This is a genomic window from Sphingomonas donggukensis (assembly GCF_023674425.1).
GTDB classification, from domain to species: Bacteria; Pseudomonadota; Alphaproteobacteria; order Sphingomonadales; family Sphingomonadaceae; genus Sphingomonas; species Sphingomonas donggukensis.
On sequence record NZ_CP098401.1, the window covers coordinates 1,099,751 to 1,117,201 of the forward strand.

The 17,451-nt window shown below is 68.3% G+C and carries 15 protein-coding genes; 6 read left to right on the top strand and 9 right to left on the bottom strand.

Going from position 1 to position 17,451, the window contains the following annotated elements; translation table 11 throughout:
• Positions 1 to 4: 4 nt before the first annotated feature.
• On the top strand, positions 5 to 2,332 hold the full coding sequence (locus M9980_RS05360; RefSeq protein WP_250754225.1) for a coiled-coil domain-containing protein: 2,328 nt from the start codon (positions 5 to 7) through the stop codon (positions 2,330 to 2,332).
• Positions 2,333 to 2,645: 313 nt separating this feature from the next.
• On the opposite strand, the gene M9980_RS05365 is transcribed toward M9980_RS05360, so the two are convergent.
• From M9980_RS05365 to dapA, 7 genes are all read right to left on the bottom strand, one after another.
• Positions 2,646 to 2,996: a response regulator gene (locus M9980_RS05365; protein WP_250754227.1), complete on the bottom strand. Its 351-nt coding sequence runs from the start codon at positions 2,994 to 2,996 to the stop codon at positions 2,646 to 2,648.
• A 37-nt stretch (positions 2,997 to 3,033) separates the two neighbouring features.
• Positions 3,034 to 5,436, bottom strand: a complete 2,403-nt coding sequence (locus M9980_RS05370; protein WP_250754229.1) for a hybrid sensor histidine kinase/response regulator — start codon at positions 5,434 to 5,436, stop codon at positions 3,034 to 3,036.
• A 49-nt stretch (positions 5,437 to 5,485) separates the two neighbouring features.
• The gene (locus M9980_RS05375) at positions 5,486 to 7,507 is read right to left on the bottom strand and encodes a M13 family metallopeptidase (protein ID WP_250755075.1); all 2,022 of its coding nucleotides are present in this window, start codon (positions 7,505 to 7,507) and stop codon (positions 5,486 to 5,488) included.
• 13 nt (positions 7,508 to 7,520) lie between these two features.
• Positions 7,521 to 9,569 (bottom strand): M13 family metallopeptidase, encoded by a 2,049-nt coding sequence (locus M9980_RS05380; protein ID WP_250754231.1) that lies wholly within the window; start codon positions 9,567 to 9,569, stop codon positions 7,521 to 7,523.
• A 100-nt stretch (positions 9,570 to 9,669) separates the two neighbouring features.
• The gene (locus M9980_RS05385) at positions 9,670 to 10,200 is read right to left on the bottom strand and encodes a DUF2062 domain-containing protein (protein WP_250755076.1); all 531 of its coding nucleotides are present in this window, start codon (positions 10,198 to 10,200) and stop codon (positions 9,670 to 9,672) included.
• A 19-nt stretch (positions 10,201 to 10,219) separates the two neighbouring features.
• Positions 10,220 to 10,702, bottom strand: coding sequence for an SsrA-binding protein SmpB (gene smpB / locus M9980_RS05390; RefSeq protein WP_250754233.1), 483 nt, complete (start codon positions 10,700 to 10,702; stop codon positions 10,220 to 10,222).
• A 43-nt stretch (positions 10,703 to 10,745) separates the two neighbouring features.
• Positions 10,746 to 11,624: a 4-hydroxy-tetrahydrodipicolinate synthase gene (gene dapA / locus M9980_RS05395; protein WP_250754235.1), complete on the bottom strand. Its 879-nt coding sequence runs from the start codon at positions 11,622 to 11,624 to the stop codon at positions 10,746 to 10,748.
• A gap of 69 nt (positions 11,625 to 11,693) precedes the next feature.
• Between dapA and M9980_RS05400 the strand changes: the two genes are divergently transcribed.
• Genes M9980_RS05400 through M9980_RS05410 form a run of 3 tightly spaced genes read left to right on the top strand, consistent with a single transcriptional unit; the run spans position 11,694 to position 15,103 of the window.
• The gene (locus M9980_RS05400; protein ID WP_422921408.1) at positions 11,694 to 13,781 is read left to right on the top strand and encodes a lytic transglycosylase domain-containing protein; all 2,088 of its coding nucleotides are present in this window, start codon (positions 11,694 to 11,696) and stop codon (positions 13,779 to 13,781) included.
• 11 nt (positions 13,782 to 13,792) lie between these two features.
• Complete coding sequence (locus tag M9980_RS05405) at positions 13,793 to 14,269, top strand: GreA/GreB family elongation factor (protein WP_250754240.1); 477 nt, start codon at positions 13,793 to 13,795, stop codon at positions 14,267 to 14,269.
• A 27-nt stretch (positions 14,270 to 14,296) separates the two neighbouring features.
• Complete coding sequence (locus M9980_RS05410; protein WP_250754242.1) at positions 14,297 to 15,103, top strand: NYN domain-containing protein; 807 nt, start codon at positions 14,297 to 14,299, stop codon at positions 15,101 to 15,103.
• 5 nt (positions 15,104 to 15,108) lie between these two features.
• On the opposite strand, the gene M9980_RS05415 is transcribed toward M9980_RS05410, so the two are convergent.
• The gene (locus M9980_RS05415) at positions 15,109 to 15,381 is read right to left on the bottom strand and encodes a helix-turn-helix domain-containing protein (protein WP_250754244.1); all 273 of its coding nucleotides are present in this window, start codon (positions 15,379 to 15,381) and stop codon (positions 15,109 to 15,111) included.
• A gap of 248 nt (positions 15,382 to 15,629) precedes the next feature.
• On the opposite strand from M9980_RS05415, the gene M9980_RS05420 reads away from it, so the two are divergent.
• Both M9980_RS05420 and M9980_RS05425 read left to right on the top strand, forming a co-directional pair.
• Positions 15,630 to 15,908 (top strand): acylphosphatase, encoded by a 279-nt coding sequence (locus M9980_RS05420; protein ID WP_250754246.1) that lies wholly within the window; start codon positions 15,630 to 15,632, stop codon positions 15,906 to 15,908.
• Positions 15,909 to 16,075: 167 nt separating this feature from the next.
• Complete coding sequence (locus M9980_RS05425) at positions 16,076 to 16,273, top strand: hypothetical protein (RefSeq protein ID WP_250754248.1); 198 nt, start codon at positions 16,076 to 16,078, stop codon at positions 16,271 to 16,273.
• Here the strand turns inward: M9980_RS05425 and M9980_RS05430 are convergent.
• On the bottom strand, positions 16,270 to 17,445 hold the full coding sequence (locus M9980_RS05430; RefSeq protein ID WP_250754250.1) for a sensor histidine kinase: 1,176 nt from the start codon (positions 17,443 to 17,445) through the stop codon (positions 16,270 to 16,272). The two genes, M9980_RS05425 and M9980_RS05430, sit on opposite strands and share 4 nt — an antisense overlap.
• Positions 17,446 to 17,451 lie beyond the last annotated feature (6 nt).

Genomic DNA, 17,451 nt, shown 5'->3' on the forward strand with positions numbered 1-17,451 from the left:
CAAAATGAACGGGGGTTCGCGCATCGTGGGATTGCGCCCGGCAACGGGTGAGGAGCTGGCGACCGATTTCGCCGCGTCCGGCGGCGTGGCGGCGGCAGACCCCGGTCCCGAACCCGAATATCCCGATGACGCCACGACCGATGCCTGGACGGTCGAGATGGCGGATTATGCCGCGACGCCGCGCCTGCCGTGGCTGATGCCGACGCTCGGCATCCTGGTGTCCGCCGGCTGGATCGGATCGATGCTCTGGTTCGCGCGCGACGCCTTCCCGATGCCCCCGGTCGCCTTCGTCCAGTTCGCCGCGGCGCTGTGCGTCGTCCCGACCCTGGTCGCCGTCCTCTGCCTGCTGGCACTCCGCACAAGCCGCGCGGAGGCACGCCGCTTTGGCGCCACCGCGCGGGCGATGCGCGCCGAGGCGGCGAGCCTGGAGGACACGGTCTTCGCACTCGGCCAGCGGATCGAGGCCAATCGGCGCCTGCTCCACGAACAGGCGCAGTCGCTGCTGACGATCGGCGACGCCGCGTCCGAGCGGCTGCAGGCGACGACCGCGACGCTGACCGCGGAGGCGCAGATTCTCGACACCATCGGCGGCTCGCTGGTCCGCGCGGCGGGCGAGGTCGAGGGCAAGCTGTCGACGGTCTTCGATTCGCTCCCGAAGGCGCATGTCGAAACCGCGAAGATGAGCGCCGCTGTCACCACGCTCGGCCTGAGCGCCAGTGAGCGGACCGCGGAACTGACCGGCGCGGTCGCGGCACTGGCGGAGCGTGGCCGCGTCGCCGACGAGATCGCGGGCGGCGCTGCGGCCAAGCTCGGTGCCCATATCGCGCGCATGGAATCGTCGAGCGACGCCGCCGCCGCACGCCTCGAATCGGCGGCGAACGACATGTCGGGCGCGGTCGACGCCGTGCTCGACCGCGCCGCCGTCGCCATCGACGAGGCCCGCAAAGGGATCGCCGCGCAGGGAGAGGCGATGCTGGCGATGCTCGGCGCGAGCCAGGCCGCGCTCGAAAAGTCGGGTCGCGACGGGGCGGAGGCGCTCCAGACCCGGCTGGCTCAGGTCGAGGAAGCGATCGAGCGGATCACGGCGCGGATCGGCGACGAGCAGGAACGCAGCGACAGCCTGTTCCTGACGCTGGCGACCGGCGTCGACGGTGCCTCCGAACAGCTCGACCGGCTGCACGATGATGGCCTCGCCAAGAGCCAGTCGCTCGCCGCCGCGATCAGCGCGCTGACCGCATCGACCGCGGCGATGACCGAGACGATGCGGATCGGCGAATCGACCGCACGCAACCTGATCGCCGGAGCCGAGGATCTGCTGACCGCGCTCGACGCGTCCGCGCGGGAGATCGACGAAACGCTGCCCGATTCGCTCATCCGCCTCGACGAACGCATCGCCGCAAGCCGGCGTCTGGTCGGCACCGCCAAGCCCGAACTGCTGGCGCTCGTCACCGCCGCGGAGAGCACTCACGTCGCGGTCGAGGCGGTCGCGGGGCTGGTGACCGCGGAGCGCACGAAGCTGGCCGAGATCACCGCCACCCTCTCCGAGGCGCTCGACATCGGGCAGGACAAGGCCGCGACGATGGACGCAGTCGTCGGCGAGGCGATCCTGAAGAGCCGTCGCTTTGCCGAGGATGCCGCCCCCGCCCTCGTCGAGGCACTCGCCCGCATCCGCGAAACCGCCGACCATGCCGCCGAAAGCGCGCGCGGGGTGCTGGCCGACGTCATCCCGGACGCCGCCCAGTCGATCGAGGTCGCCAGCGCCGACGCCGTCCGCCGCGCCTTCGCCCGCGCGTTGCCGCAGCCACTCGCCGAACTGGAAGACGCTTCGCAGGCGGCGGTGTCCGCCGCGACCCGCGCGTCGGAGCGCCTGTCGCAGCAGCTGATGACGATCAGCGAGACGACCGCGACGATCGAGGCGCGCATCGAGCGCGAACGAAGCGAGCGCGAAGCGAGCAACCAGGACAATTTCGCCCGCCGCGTGTCGCTGTTGATCGAGGCGCTCAATTCGGCCTCGATCGACATCTCCAAGACCTTCGCGCACGAAGTCACCGACAGCGCCTGGGCCGCCTATCTGAAGGGGGACCGCGGTGTGTTCACCCGCCGCGCGGTGCGCCTGCTCGACAGCCACCAGGCCCGCGAGATCGCCCGGCTGCACGAGGAGGACGTGGATTTCCGCGAGCACGTCAATCGCTACATCCACGATTTCGAGGCAATGCTGCGCCAGATCCTCGCGCTGCGCGACGGCTCCCCGCTCGGCGTCACGCTGCTGTCGTCCGACATGGGCAAGCTGTACGTCGCGCTGGCACAGGCGATCGAGCGACTGCGTACGTAGCGTCCTCAGGCTTTGGGATGACCGAGCGCGGGGTCAAACGGAGCGCAGATCGTAGGACATCATTTCCCCACCCTCGCGCTCCTCTCACCCATTCTCCCCGTTCGTTTCGAGCGTAGTCGAGAAACCGCCACGAGAGGTACGCGCGGTTTCAAGACTGTGCTCGAAAAGAACCGACGGGGTGGCGTAAGCGCGAAAAACCAGCGGTCGCCGCGGGTGTTTCAACGGAATTGTCTGCTTGAACGCGCAGAGCGATCGCGTTTCGGTACGCTAAGCCCGATGGCAATACCGAGCCGCCGGCACAGCCCGCTCCCGCCTACAGCGCGGCCAGGGCCTTTTCGACGCCGTCCATAGTAAAGGGCTTGGCCAGCACCGGCATCTCGCGGTGGGCCTCTGCTATAGCGTCGCCGCCGCTGCCGGTCGCCAGCACGAATGGCACGCCAACTGCGGCCAGCGCATCGGCGATCGCCCAGCTCTGTTCGCCGCCGCGCAGGTTCACGTCCAGGATCGCGGCGTCGATGCCGCCCCCCTCGACCAGCTCCAGCCCGCCCGCGACCGTGTCGGCGGTGCCGACGACCTCCTTGTCGAGTGCGTCAAGGAAATCCTCGAGCATCATGGCGATCAGGGGCTCGTCCTCGACGATGAGGATACGCTTGGGCACGGACATGGCGTCGTCTTAGGCGATCAATCGCGCGTTCGCCAAATCATTTCGCCGCGAGAACGTCGCGCGCGGCCTCCGCAAGTTGCTGCACCGAAAAGGGTTTCGGCAGGAACGCGACATTGTCGATGTCGATCGAGCGGCGCAATTGCTCCTCGGCATAGCCCGACATGAACAGGATCGGCAGATTGGGAAACTGCTTGCGGACGTGGCGCACCATAGTCGGCCCGTCCATAAGCGGCATGACGACATCGGAGATCAGCAGGTCGGGCGCCGCCTGACCGCGCAGCAACTCGAGCGCCGCCTCGCCATTTTCGGCGGTCAGCACCGTATAGCCCTGTCGCACCAGCGCGCGTTCGGCGACGGCGCGGACCATGTCCTCGTCTTCGACCAGCAGGATCGTGCCGGTGCCCCAGGTTTCGCCGGCCTTCACCTTCGGCGCCGCAGCCGCCGGCGTCGCCGGAGCCGGCGCACCCGCGCTGGCGGCATGCACCGGCAGGTAGATGGTGAACGCCGCACCCGATCCGGGCAGGTTTTCGGCAAAGATATAGCCGCCCGACTGCTTGATGATGCCGTACACCGTCGACAGGCCGAGGCCGGTGCCCTTCCCCACTTCCTTGGTGGTGAAGAACGGCTCGAAGATCTTGGGCAGCACGTCGGCGGGGATGCCGGTGCCGGTGTCCGAAATCCTGAGCGCGGTATAGTCGCCGACGGGAAGGACATCCTCCTCCATCTTGCGCACTGCGCGCGCCGTCACCGCGCTCGTCTCGATCGTCACCGTGCCGCCGCCGTTGGGGCTGACCGCCAGCATCGCGTCGCGCGCGTTGACGGCCAGGTTGACGACGACCTGCTCCAGCTGGCCAGGATCGGCACGCACCGGCCCCAGCCCGCGCCCATGCTGGACGACCAGATGCACCGTCTCCCCCAGCAGCCGCTTGAGCAGGTTCGACACTTCCGAAATCACGTCCGGCAGCTGCAGCACCTGCGGGCGCAGCGTCTGCTGGCGCGAGAAGGCGAGGAGCTGGCGGGTCAGCCCCGCCGCGCGGTTCGAATTGGTGCGGATCTGGTGGATGTCGTCATAGTCGCTGTCGCCGGGCGTATGGCGCATCAGCATCAGGTCGCAGTGGCCGATGATCGCGGTCAGGATGTTGTTAAAGTCATGCGCGACGCCGCCGGCGAGCTGGCCCACCGCCTGCATCTTCGTCGCCTGCGCGACCTGCCGCTTCAGCTTACCCTCCTCGCTCGAATCCTTTAGGCTCATCAGCACCGCCGCGTCGCCGAGGCCACGTGCGCCGGTAAGGCTGACCTGCACCGGTTCCTCGGGCCGCTCGGCGAAGCGCACCGGCAGCTGCGTCGCATGCCCCGCGCCGGCACCGAAGCGCCGCACCGAATCGGCCAGCGCGCCCTTGTCCTCGCGCACCACCAGGTCGCCCGGGTACAGGGGCGGCGCGGCGGCATCGACGCCGGCGGCGCGGGTGAAGGCGTCGTTCATGTGCACGAACCGCCCGTCGCGATCGATGAGCGCCAGCGGCACCGGCAGCAACGCGATCAGCGATCGGACATGGCTCGCCGCGCTCGATCCGATCGCGGGCAACGCCATCGCCGGCTCCTCGTCGAGCAGCGCGACCAGGATCGGCGCGTCGTCCCCATCGAGGAACGGTACCTGCAACACGCGGAGCGACGTGCCCGACAGCCCCTCGCGCTCGAAATGGACCAGGCCGGCGCTATCGGTGACGAGGAAGCGCGCGAAGTCGCGACCCTCGATCGCGCCGTCCTCCTGCCCCATCGCGCGGGCGCGGAACACGCGGTTGGCGGCGCGGATGCGCCCGTCGGGGGAGAGCAGCGCGGCCATGATCCCCGCGCTCCCAAGCCGGTCGCCGTCCGGCCCGGCGATCAGCGCCGTGGTGGTGGCGACCAGATCGCTGGCGTCGGTGGTCTCGAACTTCCACAGCAGCATGTCGTCGCCGACGCGGGTGATCGTCGCCTCGACGGCGTTGCCGCGCACGTCGATGTCGGTTCGGGCGTCGCCATCGCGCCACGCCTGACGCCCGGCGGCGCCCAGCCGGTCGCCCTGAACATCGTCCAGCCCCAAATTGGGCGGGGTCGGATAGCCGCGGAAGATCGCCTGGTAGCGATCGTTGGCGCAGACCAGTCGCCCCGCGCGATCGGTCAGCGCGATGGCGTCGGGCGACGCGCTGGCGATGGCGTGCGCGACGGTCCAGTCGGGCTCGGTGGCCGCCACCTGTGCCGCGGGCAGCAACAGCCGCACCGCGACGACGGCGCCGATGACGATCACCGCCGCCGCCCCGAACCCGGCGGCCAGTATCCAGTCGCCGACCGCCCACAGGATCAGCCCCCCCGCGGCGACCGCGCAGGCCGCCGACAGGGCAAGGATCAAGCGGGCGACAGACCCCCGCGTGGCAACGTCAGAAAGGGCGAGAGCGGCCATCACCACCGGCTTTGTGCCGCCCCCTCCCCAGCGTCAAGTGTCCGGCGCCTTACCAGATGCGGACGCGGCGATCGTCGGCCAGGTACAGCGTCTGCCCGGCCTTGGGCGCAAAGGCCGCGTACCAGGGATCGAGGTTGCGGACGACCCAGACCCGCTGCTGCGACGGGGAATGCGGATCGGTCAGCAATTGGTTGCGCAACGCCGCTTCGCGATAATTGCGCCGCCACACCTGCGCCCAGCCGAGGTAGAACCGCTGGTCGCCGGTGAAGCCGTCGATGACCGGCGCGGGGCGCCCGTTCAGCGACATCCTATAGGCGTCGTAGGCGGCACTCAGGCCCGCCAGATCGGCGGTGTTCTCGCCGAGCGTCAGCCCGCCCTTCACGTGGAATCCGGGGATCGGCTCATAGGCGTCATACTGCGCCACCAGCGCGTCGGTGCGCTGCTTGAACGCGGCGACGTCGGCGGGCGTCCACCACTGGGTCAGCTTGCCGGTGATGTCGTATTTCGAACCCTGGTCGTCGAAATGATGGCTGATCTCGTGGCCGATGACCGCGCCGATGCCGCCGTAGTTGACCGCGGGATCGGCCTTCGGGTCGAAGAACGGCGGCTGCAGGATCGCCGCGGGGAAAGTGATCGCGACCAGCGTCGGGTTCGCCTGCGCGTTCACGGTCATCGGGGTCATGCCCCATTCCCAGCGATAGACCGGCTTGCCGAGCTTCCCGACGTTATAGTCGTGCCGCCACTGCGCGGCGCGTACCTCATTGCCGAAGGCGTCGCCGGCGCGGATCGTCAGCGCCGAATAATCGCGCCACTTGTCCGGATAGCCGATCCGCGGCGTGAAGGCATCGAGCTTGGCGACGGCCTTCGTCCGCGTTTCGGGCGTCATCCAGTCGAGCTTGGCGACGCGCGCCTTCATCGCCAGGATGACGTTCTTCACCAGCGCATCCGCCGCCGCCTTCGTCTCGGGCGGGAAATATTTGGCGACGTAGAGCTGGCCGAGATCGTCGGTGAGCGCACCCTGCGTGAAGCCGACCGCGCGCTTCCACCGCTCCTGCTGCTGCGGCGTGCCGGAGATGGTGGTGCCGAAGAATGCGAAGCGCTCGGCGTCGAACGACTTGGGCAGCACCGATGCATAGCCGTCGAGCGACCGGATCAGCAGTTGGTCGCGCAACACGCCGATCGGCGCCGCGCCGATCAGGCGAGCGATGCCGGTGACCGCGCTCGGCTGGCCGACGATCACCGTCTCGCTCGGCATCTTCGCGGCGGTCAGATAGGTGGCGAAGTCGAAGCCCGGCGCCGATCGCGCCAGGTCGGCGACCGTCATCTTGTTGTACCGCTTGTCGGCGTCGCGGCTCTGGATGCGCGTCCAGTGGACCTTGGCGATCTCGGTCTCGAAATCGACGATCGCCTTTGCGCGCGCGGCGGCATTCGGTTCGCCCGCCAGCGTGAACATCCGCGCGATGTGCGTCTGGTACGCGGCCTTCACCGCCGCGAGCTTCGGATCGGCGCTCAGGTAATAGTCGCGATCGGGCATGCCGAGCCCACCCTGGCTGACACTGACGGTGTAGGTGTTCGGATCCTTGGCGTCCGCGCCCACGCCCGCACCGAACGGCACCGACACGCCGTTGCGGTCGGCTTCGGCCAGCAGGGTTGCGTAGCCGGCCTTGTCGACCGCCTTCACCTTCGTCAGCCACGGCTTGACCGGGGCCAGGCCCTTCGCCTCGATCGTGACGGTGTCGAGATAGGCGGCATAGGCCATGCCGATCTTCGAATTCGGCTTTGCCCGCTCGGCCTCGATCAGTCCGCGCGTCTGCAGCTCGGACTGGTCGGACAGGACGTTGAACATGCCGTAACTCGCCTTGTCGGCGGGAATCGGCGTGCGTTCCAGCCAACTGCCGTTAGCGAAGTCGTTGAAGTCGTCGCCCGGCTGGGCGGTCTTGTCCATGCCGGTCTCGTCGAAGCCGAAGCTGCCGTATTGCGGCTTGCCGGGCGCCCCGGACTGGGCGGAAATGCCGGTCGCGGCAAGCGCGACGACGGCGGCGGAAACTAGCGCGATGCTGCGGAAACGCATGTCGGTCACGTCCTTACCAGATACGGATACGGTCGGCGGGGGCAAGGTACATCGCCTCGCCGGGCTTGGGCGCGAACGCCGAGTAGAACGGGTCGAGGTTGCGCACCGTCGCGACGCGCTCCTGCCCCGGCGAATGCGGATCGCTCAGCAACTGCTGGCGCAGCGCCGGCTCGCGATACTTGGTCCGCCACACCTGCGCCCAGCCGAGGTAGAAGCGCTGGTCGCCGGTCAGCCCGCCGATGACCGGGGCAGGCTTGCCGTTCAGCGACTTCCTGTAAGCCTCGTACGCGACGGTCAGCCCGGCGAGGTCGGCGATGTTTTCGCCCAGCGTCAGGCCGCCCTGCACATGCTGGCCGGGCAGCGGCTCATAGGCGTCGTACTGCGCGACCAGCTTGTCGGTGAAAGTCTTGAACCGCTCCACGTCCTGCGGCGTCCACCATTCGGCGAGCTTCCCGCTGGGGTCGAACTTGCGGCCCTGGTCGTCGAAATGATGACTCAGTTCATGGCCGATCACCGCGCCGATCCCGCCGTAGTTGATCGCGGCATCGGCCTTCGGATCGAAGAACGGCGCCTGCAGGATCGCGGCGGGGAACACGATCTCGTTCATCGGCGGGTTGGCATAGGCGTTGATCGTCATCGGAGTCATGAACCATTCCGACCGGTCGATCGGCTGGCCGAGTTTTGCGACGCCGCGGCGGAATTCGAACTGGCTGGCGCGGGCGACGTTGCCGACTAGATCGTCGCGCTTGATCGCCAGCGTCGAGTAATCGCGCCACTTGGTCGGGTAGCCGATCTTCGGCGTGAACGCAGCGAGCTTCGCCAGCGCCTTCTCCTTCGTCTCGGGCGCCATCCACTCGAGATTGCGGAGCCGGTCGCCCATCGCCGCACGGACGTTGGTGACCAGCGCATCGATCGCCGCTTTCGATGCCGGCGGGAAATAGCGCGCGACATAGACTTTGCCGACCTCCTCGCCGATGCCCGCACCGACCAGCGACACCGCCCGCTTCCAGCGGACCTGCTGCTGAGGAGTGCCGGACAGCACGGTGCCGGTGAAGGCGAAATCGGCGTCGTCGAACGCCTTGGGGAGATACGACGCGTACGTCTTCAGCACCCTCAGCGTGTAGTAATCCTTGAGGACCGGCAGCGGTGCGTCAGCGAAGGTCTTGGCCTCACCGATAACCGCCTCGGGCTGGCGGACGATATACGCCGGCTGCTTGGGCATCCCCATCGCCTCGAACCACGTCGCCCACGGATAGCCCGGCGCCTTCGCTTCGAGATCGGCGTAGGTCCATTTGTTGTAGGTCTTGTCGGCGTCGCGGCTCTGGATACGTGTCCAATGCGACGTCGCGAGGCCCTTCTCCAGCTCGAACACCGCATTGGCACGCGCCGCGGCATTCGGCTCGCCCGCCAGCGTCAGTAGCTGGGTGAGGTAGGCAACGTAGGCGGTGCGGATGCCCGCCAGCTTCGCATCGTCCTTCAGATAATAGTCGCGGTCGGGCAGCGAGAGGCCCGACTGGCCGATCAGGACGATGTAATTTTCGGGCGCCTTGCTGTCCTGCGCGACGCCTGCGCCGATCATGCCGCCCGCCGCCATCGTCTGGAGCTTGCCGGCCTCGCGGATCAGCGCGGTCTTGTCGGGCGCGGCGGCGATCGCGGCCAGCCACGGCTTGACCGGGGCGATGCCCTTCGCGGCGATGCCCGCCTCGTCCATGAAACTCGTGTAGAAATCGCCGATCTTGCTGCCCGGCGTGCGCGCCGCATCGGTCAGGATCGCGCGGGTCTGCTCCAGCGACAGATCCTGCAGGCGGTGGAACATGCCGTAGGACGCGCGATCCTCCGGAATGGTAGTCGTCTTGTCCCAATTGCCGTTGGCATAATCGTAGAAATCGGCGCCGGGCTTCGCCGTCGTGTCCATCCCCGCGGTGTCGAACCCGTAGGTGCCGATCGCCGGGCCCTTCGCCTTCGCTGGTGCGGCGGCGGGTTTCGGTGCCGTCTGGGCGACGGCGACGCCGGCCAGCACGCTGCCGGCGGACAACAGGGTAACGAGGTGCGAGAACCGCATTGGGACGAGCCTTTCCTGGGAAGTCGGGCGGTGGAACCCCGCCCGTTCGAGTTGCGGCGAACTCTAACCCCCGTGAAAGGCGCGTCAAATCTTCAGCCGCTCAGGTGCCCTTCCCATGTCGCGAACGCCACTTTCGTGCAATCCACATCCGCCAGCCGAAGACGCTGAGGCCATAGCCCGCGATCGCGCCGATCAGCGTCACGACGAGCAGCCCGACGATCAGCGCCGGTCCCGCCTCGGCGAAAAACCACTGCAGCCAGCCGATGTTGGCGTCGACCTGGTCGCGGATCGGCGATCCCGGCACGATCGTGTCGAGCCGCAAGACCTTGCGCCCCACCCAATATGCGCCGGCCCACAGGAACGGCGTGGTGAAGGGATTGGTGATGAATGTCGTCAGCGCGGCGGCGGGGATGTTGGCGCGCAAGGGCAGCGCCAACACCGCCGACGCCGGAATCTGACCCATCGGAATCAGGATGCCGGTGACGACGCCGAGCGCCACGCCGCGCGGCACGCTGCGCCGGGTGAAGCGCCACAATTCGGGCGCCAGCACGCGGTGCGCGACAGGGCGCAGGATGCGGCTCTGCTCCATGCTTTCGCGCGTCGGAAAATTGCGCTGCGCCCAGGCGCGCATGCGGCCCCACAAGGTCACGTCAGCCACGGTCGCGGAGCAACCGTCCCTGTTCGCGCTTCCAGTCGCGCTCCTTGATCGTATCGCGCTTGTCATGCGCCTTTTTGCCCTTGGCGAGCGCGAGTTCGACCTTCGCCCGCCCCTTCGAATTGAAATACACCGACAGCGGAACCAGGGTCATCCCCTCGCGCGCTACCGCCCCGTGCATCTTGTGTATCTCACGCTCATGAAGGAGCAATTTACGCGGGCGCTTCGGCTCGTGGTTGAACCGGTTGCCGTGGCTGAATTCGGGGATGTTGGCGTTGACCAGGAACACCTGCTCGTTCTTCACCTCGGCATAGGCCTCGGCAATCGACCCCTCGCCGAAGCGCAGGCTCTTCACCTCGGTTCCGGTCAGCGCGATGCCGGCCTCGAACACCTGCTCGATGAAATATTCGAATTTCGCGCGCCGATTCTCGGCCACGATCTTGGTCTTTTCGAACTGGATGGGTTTGGGACGCGACATGGCCCGGCGATGTAGGGGGCCGGGGGCGATAAGGGAAGCGGCCCTAGACCAGCCCGGCGTGGGCCAGCGCCGCATCGACCGCGGCGCGCGCGGCGGCGGACGGCGGCGTCATCGGCAGGCGCAGCTCCGCTCCGATCTCGGGCCGCACCCGATTTAGCGCGTACTTTACCGGCCCCGGCGACGCATCGGTAAACATCGCGGTGTGAAGCGGATAGAGCCGGTCGTTGAGCGCCAGCGCCGCCGCATAGTCGCCGCTAAGCGTCGCCGCCTGAAACTCCGCGCACAACCGCGGCGCGACGTTCGCGGTCACCGAGATGCATCCCACCCCACCCATCGCGTTGAAGGCCAGCGCCATGTCGTCGTTGCCGGACAGCTGGGCGAAGTCCGCCCCTGCCCCTTCACGGTGCGCGGATACGCGGGGCAGGTCGCCGCTGGCATCCTTGATCGCGACGACCGTGGAAATGGCGTTGGCCAGGCGCACCACCGTCGCCGGCTGGATGTCGGTCACAGTGCGACCGGGCACATTGTACAGGACGATCGGCAGGTCACAGGCGGCGGCGACGGATTCGAAATGGGCAAAGATGCCGTCCTGGTTCGGGCGATTGTAATACGGCGGCACCATCAGCGCGGCATCGGCGCCCGCATCCTTTGCCGCCCGGATGTTCTGGATCGCGACCTGCGTATCGTTCGATCCCGCCCCGGCGATCACCTTCACGCGTCCTCGCGCCTGATCGACGCAGGTTCGAACGACGTGGAAATGCTCGTCGAAGGTCAAGGTCGCGCTTTCACCCGTGGTGCCGCACGGAACAAGGGCAGACGAGCCCTCGGCAATCTGCCATTCAACTAGAGTGCGGTATGCATCCTCGTCGAAGGTGCCGTTACGGAACGGCGTGACGAGCGCCGGGATCGAGCCGGTAAACATGCGACGAGCAGCCTTGTGGGAGCGATTTGACGAGTGGCGGATAGGTCCAGAGAGCGTATCATGTCCAGCATGCTGGGGCGAGTTGTAGAGGGCGGCGCGATCGCCGTCGGCGTATCTTTGGTGGCGGTAGCGACAGCGATGGCGCATCCGCCGTTGGCGGCGAAGGTCGCGGCTGTCGCCGATCAGGTCAGCCAGTCGCTGCCCCAGTTCACGCCCGGCCGCACCCCGACCGCGATCCTGCCGCCCGCGATGCAGCCTGCGCCGGTCCAGACGGTGCAGCCGATCCCGTCCGCGATCGTCAGCGATCCGTTCAGCTACACCATCGACGAATGGCGCCGCATCCAGCAGTCCGACAATCTCGGCTTTTCGACCTACGCCAACTTCCTGCTCGCCCATCCCGGCTGGCCCGGCGAGACAAGCCGTCGCGCCGCTGCCGAGACGTCTGCCGACGCCAGCGCGTCGCCGCAGCTTGCGGTCCGCTTCTTCGATCGATTCCCGCCGGTGACCGCCGCGGGCCGCGTCCGCTATGCCGAGGCGCTGGCCGCGACCGGTGACAGCACCCGCGCCTATGACCAGGCGCGCCGCGCCTGGCGGATGGGCGTGCTGCGCCCGTTCGACGAGGCCGCGATCCTCGGTCGCTTCGCCGGCGCCCTTGCGATCGACGATCACGACGCACGGATGGACATGCTGCTGTGGCAGGGCGCGACGACCGCAGCCGCCCGCCACATCGTCTATACCAGCCCGCAGCGGCGCGCGATCTTCGATGCGCGGCTCGCCTATCGAACGTCGGCGCCCGACGCCGCCGCGCGCGGGGCGATGGTCGAGGCGCTTGCTTCGAATGATGCGGGCTACCTCGCCGACCGCGCCAACTGGCTGCGCGACAACGGCGCCAGCGGCACCGCCCGAGCGCTGCTCGCCCGCCCGCACCAGGTCGCGACCCCGCCCGGGTCGGCGGAGAAGTGGTTCGAGGCGCTGCTGAACGCCGCACGGGGTGCCGCCGCCGACCGGCAATACAGCCTGGCCTACGACATCGCGCGGCAGGTCGACGACGCCTACCCCGCCGGCACCGACGTCGCGACGCGTCCGCTGGGTGAGCGCGACGACTATACCAGCCTGACGTGGCTTGCGGGCACGACCGCACTGAAGAACCTCGGGCGACCGCGCGATGCGGTGCCGATGTTCGAGCGTTATTCGCGTGGGTCGCGCACGCCGACGACGCAGTCGAAGGGTCTGTACTGGGCGGGCCGCGCGGCCGAGGCGGCGGGCGATTCCGCCGCGGCGCAGACCTATTATTCGCGCGCTTCGGGCTTCGGCGATCTCTACTATGGCCAGCTGGCCGCGGAGCGCATGCGCTTGCCCCTTAAGCGCCCCGCTGCCCTGACCGCGGCCACCATCGACCCCTATCAGCGTACCGCGTTTGCCAACCGCGAAGTCGTCCGCGCCGTGCGGCTGCTAGGCCAGATGGGGCGGTGGCAGGAACAGGGTCAGTTCGTCCGCCAGATCGCGCTCGACGCGACCACCGACACCGACCACGCGCTCGCGACCGAGCTGTCGCGATCGATCAACCGACCCGATCTCGGCGTGCTGGTCGGCAAGAGCGCGCTCCAGAACGGCCTGACCGACTATACCGCCGCCGGCTATCCCAGCGTCGCCGTGCCCGCCTCGGCGAACGACAGCTGGACGATGGTCCACGCCATCGCCCGCCAGGAAAGCCAGTTCGATCGCGCCGCCGTCAGCCACGCCGGCGCGCGCGGGCTGATGCAGCTGATGCCCGGCACCGCGCGCGAAGTCGCGGGAAAGCTGGGGCTAGGCTACAACCCGTCCGCGCTGACCGTCGACACCGGCTACAACATCCAGCTCGGCTCGCATTATTTCGAGAAGATGTACGCGCTCTACGGCAGCTATCCGCTCGCGGTCGCCGCCTACAACGCCGGGCCCGGCAACGTGAACAAATGGCTGCGCGCCAACGGCGATCCGCGCATGCCCGGCGTCGACATGGTCGATTGGGTCGAGAACATCCCGATCTTCGAGACCAAGAACTACGTCCAGCGCGTGCTGGAGAATGCCGTGGTCTATGACCTGATGAACCCGGAAAGGGCGCGCTCACGCGGGCCGGCGAACATGAGCTGGTACCTCGGCAAGCGCACGCCGGGCTGATAGGGCGCGGCATGGACCGCCCCAATTACATCACGCCCGCCGGATACGCCGCGCTACGCACCGAATATGAGGCGCTGTTCGGTGTGGAGCGCCCAAAGCTGGTCGATACGATCGCCTGGGCGGCGGGCAACGGCGACCGGTCGGAGAACGGCGACTATATCTACGGGCGCAAGCGGCTGCGCGAGATCGACCGGCGGCTGGGATGGCTGTCGAAGCGGATGAAGGCGGCCAAGGTCGTCGATCCCGCCGCCCAGGCCGACCGCACACGCGCCTGGTTCGGCGCGACCGTCACCGTCGCCGACGAGAATGACAACGAGCGCGTCCTGACGCTGGTCGGCGACGACGAGGCGGACGCCGGCGCCGGACGGATCGGCTGGAACGCGCCCTTCGCCCGCGCCCTGCGCGGTGCCGCGATCGGCGACCTGCGCCGCGTCGCGCTGCCCGCGGGCGAACGCGAATATGAGGTCGTCGCGATCGCCTATCCCTGACCGGTGATCGCGGCTAGGGTCGCGGGCGTGAACGACGATACCCCCAGCCGCAACATCGCCCTGTTGATCGACGCCGACAACGCGTCCTCGGCAACGCTCGATCCCGTCTTGACCGTGCTGGCAGAGCTCGGCACCGTCAACATCCGCCGCGTCTATGGCAACTGGACGAAATCGGCGCTGAAGGGCTGGCAGGACATGTCGCTGAAGCACGGCATCGAGCCGCAGCAGCAGTTCGACCTGACCAAGGGCAAGAACGCGACCGACATGAAGATGACGATCGACGCGATGGACCTGCTGTACCGCGGGCGCGTCGAGGGGTTCGGGATCATGTCTTCGGACAGCGACTTCATGCCGCTGGCAATGCGCATCCGGCAGGAAGGGATTCCGGTGTACGGCTTCGGCACGTCGAAGACGCCCGACCCCTTCAAACAGGCCTGCACCCGCTTCATCGATACCGGCGCGCTGGGCACCGCGGCCAGCGCCCCCCCCGCGACCAAGGCGGAAGCCGTGCCGGCAGCGGTCGACGTACCGCTCGCCGAATCGCTGCCCCCCGCTTCCGGTCGCCCGCGCACGCCGCCGCCCGCCCCGGCGCCCGCCGCCAAGATCGTCGATCCCGACCTGATGAAGCTGCTGATCGACAGCTATGACAGCGTGAAGCGCGACGAACGCGGCTTCGTCAGCCTGTCGGCGATGGGTCAGCTCGCCGCCAACCGCTCGAGCTTCGATGCGCGCAACTATGGGTTCAAGCGCCTGTCCGACCTGATCGAGGCGGTGCCGATCTTCCAGACCGAAAAGCGCGACGGTGGCCGCGTCTGGGTGAAGCGGCTGCGGTAAGGGCCTTAGCGGCGCAGGTCGCTGTAGCCGCGCATCACGCGTTCGCGCACGCCGCCATCGGTCTTTCCGACTGCCGCTGCGAACTTGCGCGCGAAGCTGACCGCGTAGAGCGGTGCCGCCAGCATATCGAGGTCGCCGCGCTCGATCGCCTCGATCTGGTGACGCCCGATCTTGGTGCGCTCGGCCACCGAACCCACGCTCATGCCCGCATGTTCGCGCGCCATCGACAGGTCCGCGCCGAGTTCCAGCCAGCTGGCAGGTCGCTGAAGTGTTGCCATCGTCCACCCCTCGGCAGGCCGCGACTCGCTCGCGCCCGCCCTCCCAGTCCCTTAAGTAACCGCGCGCGGGCGAAGGGCCACGCCCCGCCGGCTCGGCATATCGCTGGAATCCCACGCTTCACGCCCGGTTGCAGGTGCCGCGCGATCAGTTGCTGCACCGCAATCTCGTCTGCGCGCAGCATGTCGATAAGGATCGCCCTCGGGCAGGAGCGGCGCGGGGCCGCACTGCCGGGTTTGGGGAGTATAAAATGGGTGCGATGCAGCGGGTGCTGGTCAGCGGGCGAGTGCAGCAGGTCGGCTACCGCGATTATATGGTGCGCAAAGCGCAGGCGCTGGGGATCCGCGGCTGGGTGCGCAACCTGACCGACGGGCGCGTCGAGATGCTGGCCGACGGCGAAGACACCGCGCTCGACGCGTTCCTGGCCGCCAGCCGGGAGGGGCCGATGCTGGCCCGGGTCGAGGACGTCGTGGCGTTTCCGGTCGAGGATCGGGCGGTGAAGGGCTTTACGAAACGCTTCACCGCTTGAGCGAAACCGGGCCGGCAGCGCCCCCGCCGCCGGCCCGGTTTCGTTACAATTCGGACACCGTTTTCCGCGCAGCAAATCCGCCCGCAGTGCGTTGATACATCGAGACGAAAGCAGGCGCCCGGCCGGTATCCGGGCAAGGAGTTGGTGTGGCGAAGGCGCGTCCAGTTTTGCCCGATGAAGACCGGGCCTATTTCTACCACCGGGCCGAGGTCCAGATGGACTTGGCGGAGCGCGCGGACCACGCCGCCGCGATCAACGCCCATGTGGCGCTCGCCGAACATTACCTCGACCTGTGCGACCCCGAACGCCTGCTGGCAGAGGCGCGCGCCGGCCACGACGGACTGACGCCGGTGGGGAGCGCCTAGGCGGTTCGCGGGTCGGGGAAGCGCAACGTCGCGACCGTGCCCGGATCGGCCGCCGCGAAGACGATCGTGCCCCCCAGCTGCCGCACCAGGCTGGCGATCATGCGCATGCCCAGGCTGTCGCGCGACGCCGCCTTGATATCGAAACCGGCGGGCAGGCCCGGCCCGTGATCGCGCACTGTCAGCACCAGTTCGCCATCATTGGCGACGATCTCCACCCGGATCGCGCCGTCCGCCGCGGCGTATTTGGCGGCGTTGGTCGCCAGTTCGGTAACGACCAGCCCGACCGGGATCGCGATGTCGGCGCTGATCTGCACGGCCGCGACCTCGCAGGCGATATCGGCGCCGGTCTGTTCGGCCAGACCCGACACGATGCCGCAGATCAGGTCGTTCAGCGCGACCTCCCCCACCCGCTCGCCGCGCCACAATTTGTCGTGCGCCTGCGCGATCGCGGTGATCCGCGCCTGCGCATCGCCCAGCAGGCGTTCGACGCGGGGATCGTCCTCGTCATTGGCCTGAAGGTGCAGCATCGCCGATACCATCGCCAGGCTGTTCTTGACGCGGTGGCTGGCCTCGCGCGTCAGCAATTCCTGATGCTCGATCGCCGCGGCCAGGCGGCCCTCGGCATGCTGGCGTTCGATGGCGACGCCGATCAGGTTTGCGAAACCGCGCATGAAGGCCAGGTCGTCGGCCTCGAACTCGCCCTCGTCCGGGCTGTCGACCTCCAGCACGCCGTATTTGGCGCCGTCGGCCTCGACCAGCACGTTGATCGCGCGACGGATGCCATGTTCGGCCATGAAGGCGGGCGTGCGGAACCGCGCCTCATTCTCCAGATGATTCGATATCACCGCTTCGCCGGTCTTGTAGGCATAGCCGGCGGGCGAGCCCGTGTCGGCGCCCATCTCCACCTGTCCGATGACGCCTGCGCGCCAGCCGACACCGTTGCGCACCAGCAGGCGATCGTCGCCGGGCCGATATTCGAGGAACTTGGCGTAGCGTGATCGCATGCCCGACGCGCACAACTCGGTCGCGCGTTGCAGCATCGGGTCGAGGTCGCGCGCGCGGAGCGCCTCGATCCCGAAATCCGCCAGCACCGATTGCTGGCGCAACCTGTACGCCAGCGCGTCCGCACTGGGTGGGGCGTCGCCGCCCGGCGATTCCTCGATCACCGCCACGCCGAT

What these genes read in the sequence shown, in the direction of transcription:
- M9980_RS05405 (WP_250754240.1), top strand. Translation starts at nt 13,793, where the DNA reads ATGGACCGCCCCAATTACATCACGCCCGCCGGATACGCCGCGCTACGC.
- M9980_RS05375 (WP_250755075.1), bottom strand. Translation starts at nt 7,507, where the DNA reads ATGCGTTTCCGCAGCATCGCGCTAGTTTCCGCCGCCGTCGTCGCGCTT.
- M9980_RS05420 (WP_250754246.1), top strand. Translation starts at nt 15,630, where the DNA reads ATGGGTGCGATGCAGCGGGTGCTGGTCAGCGGGCGAGTGCAGCAGGTC.
- M9980_RS05385 (WP_250755076.1), bottom strand. Translation starts at nt 10,200, where the DNA reads ATGCGCGCCTGGGCGCAGCGCAATTTTCCGACGCGCGAAAGCATGGAG.
- M9980_RS05365 (WP_250754227.1), bottom strand. Translation starts at nt 2,996, where the DNA reads ATGTCCGTGCCCAAGCGTATCCTCATCGTCGAGGACGAGCCCCTGATC.
- M9980_RS05380 (WP_250754231.1), bottom strand. Translation starts at nt 9,569, where the DNA reads ATGCGGTTCTCGCACCTCGTTACCCTGTTGTCCGCCGGCAGCGTGCTG.
- M9980_RS05400 (WP_422921408.1), top strand. Translation starts at nt 11,694, where the DNA reads ATGCTGGGGCGAGTTGTAGAGGGCGGCGCGATCGCCGTCGGCGTATCT.
- M9980_RS05370 (WP_250754229.1), bottom strand. Translation starts at nt 5,436, where the DNA reads ATGGCCGCTCTCGCCCTTTCTGACGTTGCCACGCGGGGGTCTGTCGCC.
- smpB (WP_250754233.1), bottom strand. Translation starts at nt 10,702, where the DNA reads ATGTCGCGTCCCAAACCCATCCAGTTCGAAAAGACCAAGATCGTGGCC.
- M9980_RS05360 (WP_250754225.1), top strand. Translation starts at nt 5, where the DNA reads ATGAACGGGGGTTCGCGCATCGTGGGATTGCGCCCGGCAACGGGTGAG.
- dapA (WP_250754235.1), bottom strand. Translation starts at nt 11,624, where the DNA reads ATGTTTACCGGCTCGATCCCGGCGCTCGTCACGCCGTTCCGTAACGGC.
- M9980_RS05415 (WP_250754244.1), bottom strand. Translation starts at nt 15,381, where the DNA reads ATGGCAACACTTCAGCGACCTGCCAGCTGGCTGGAACTCGGCGCGGAC.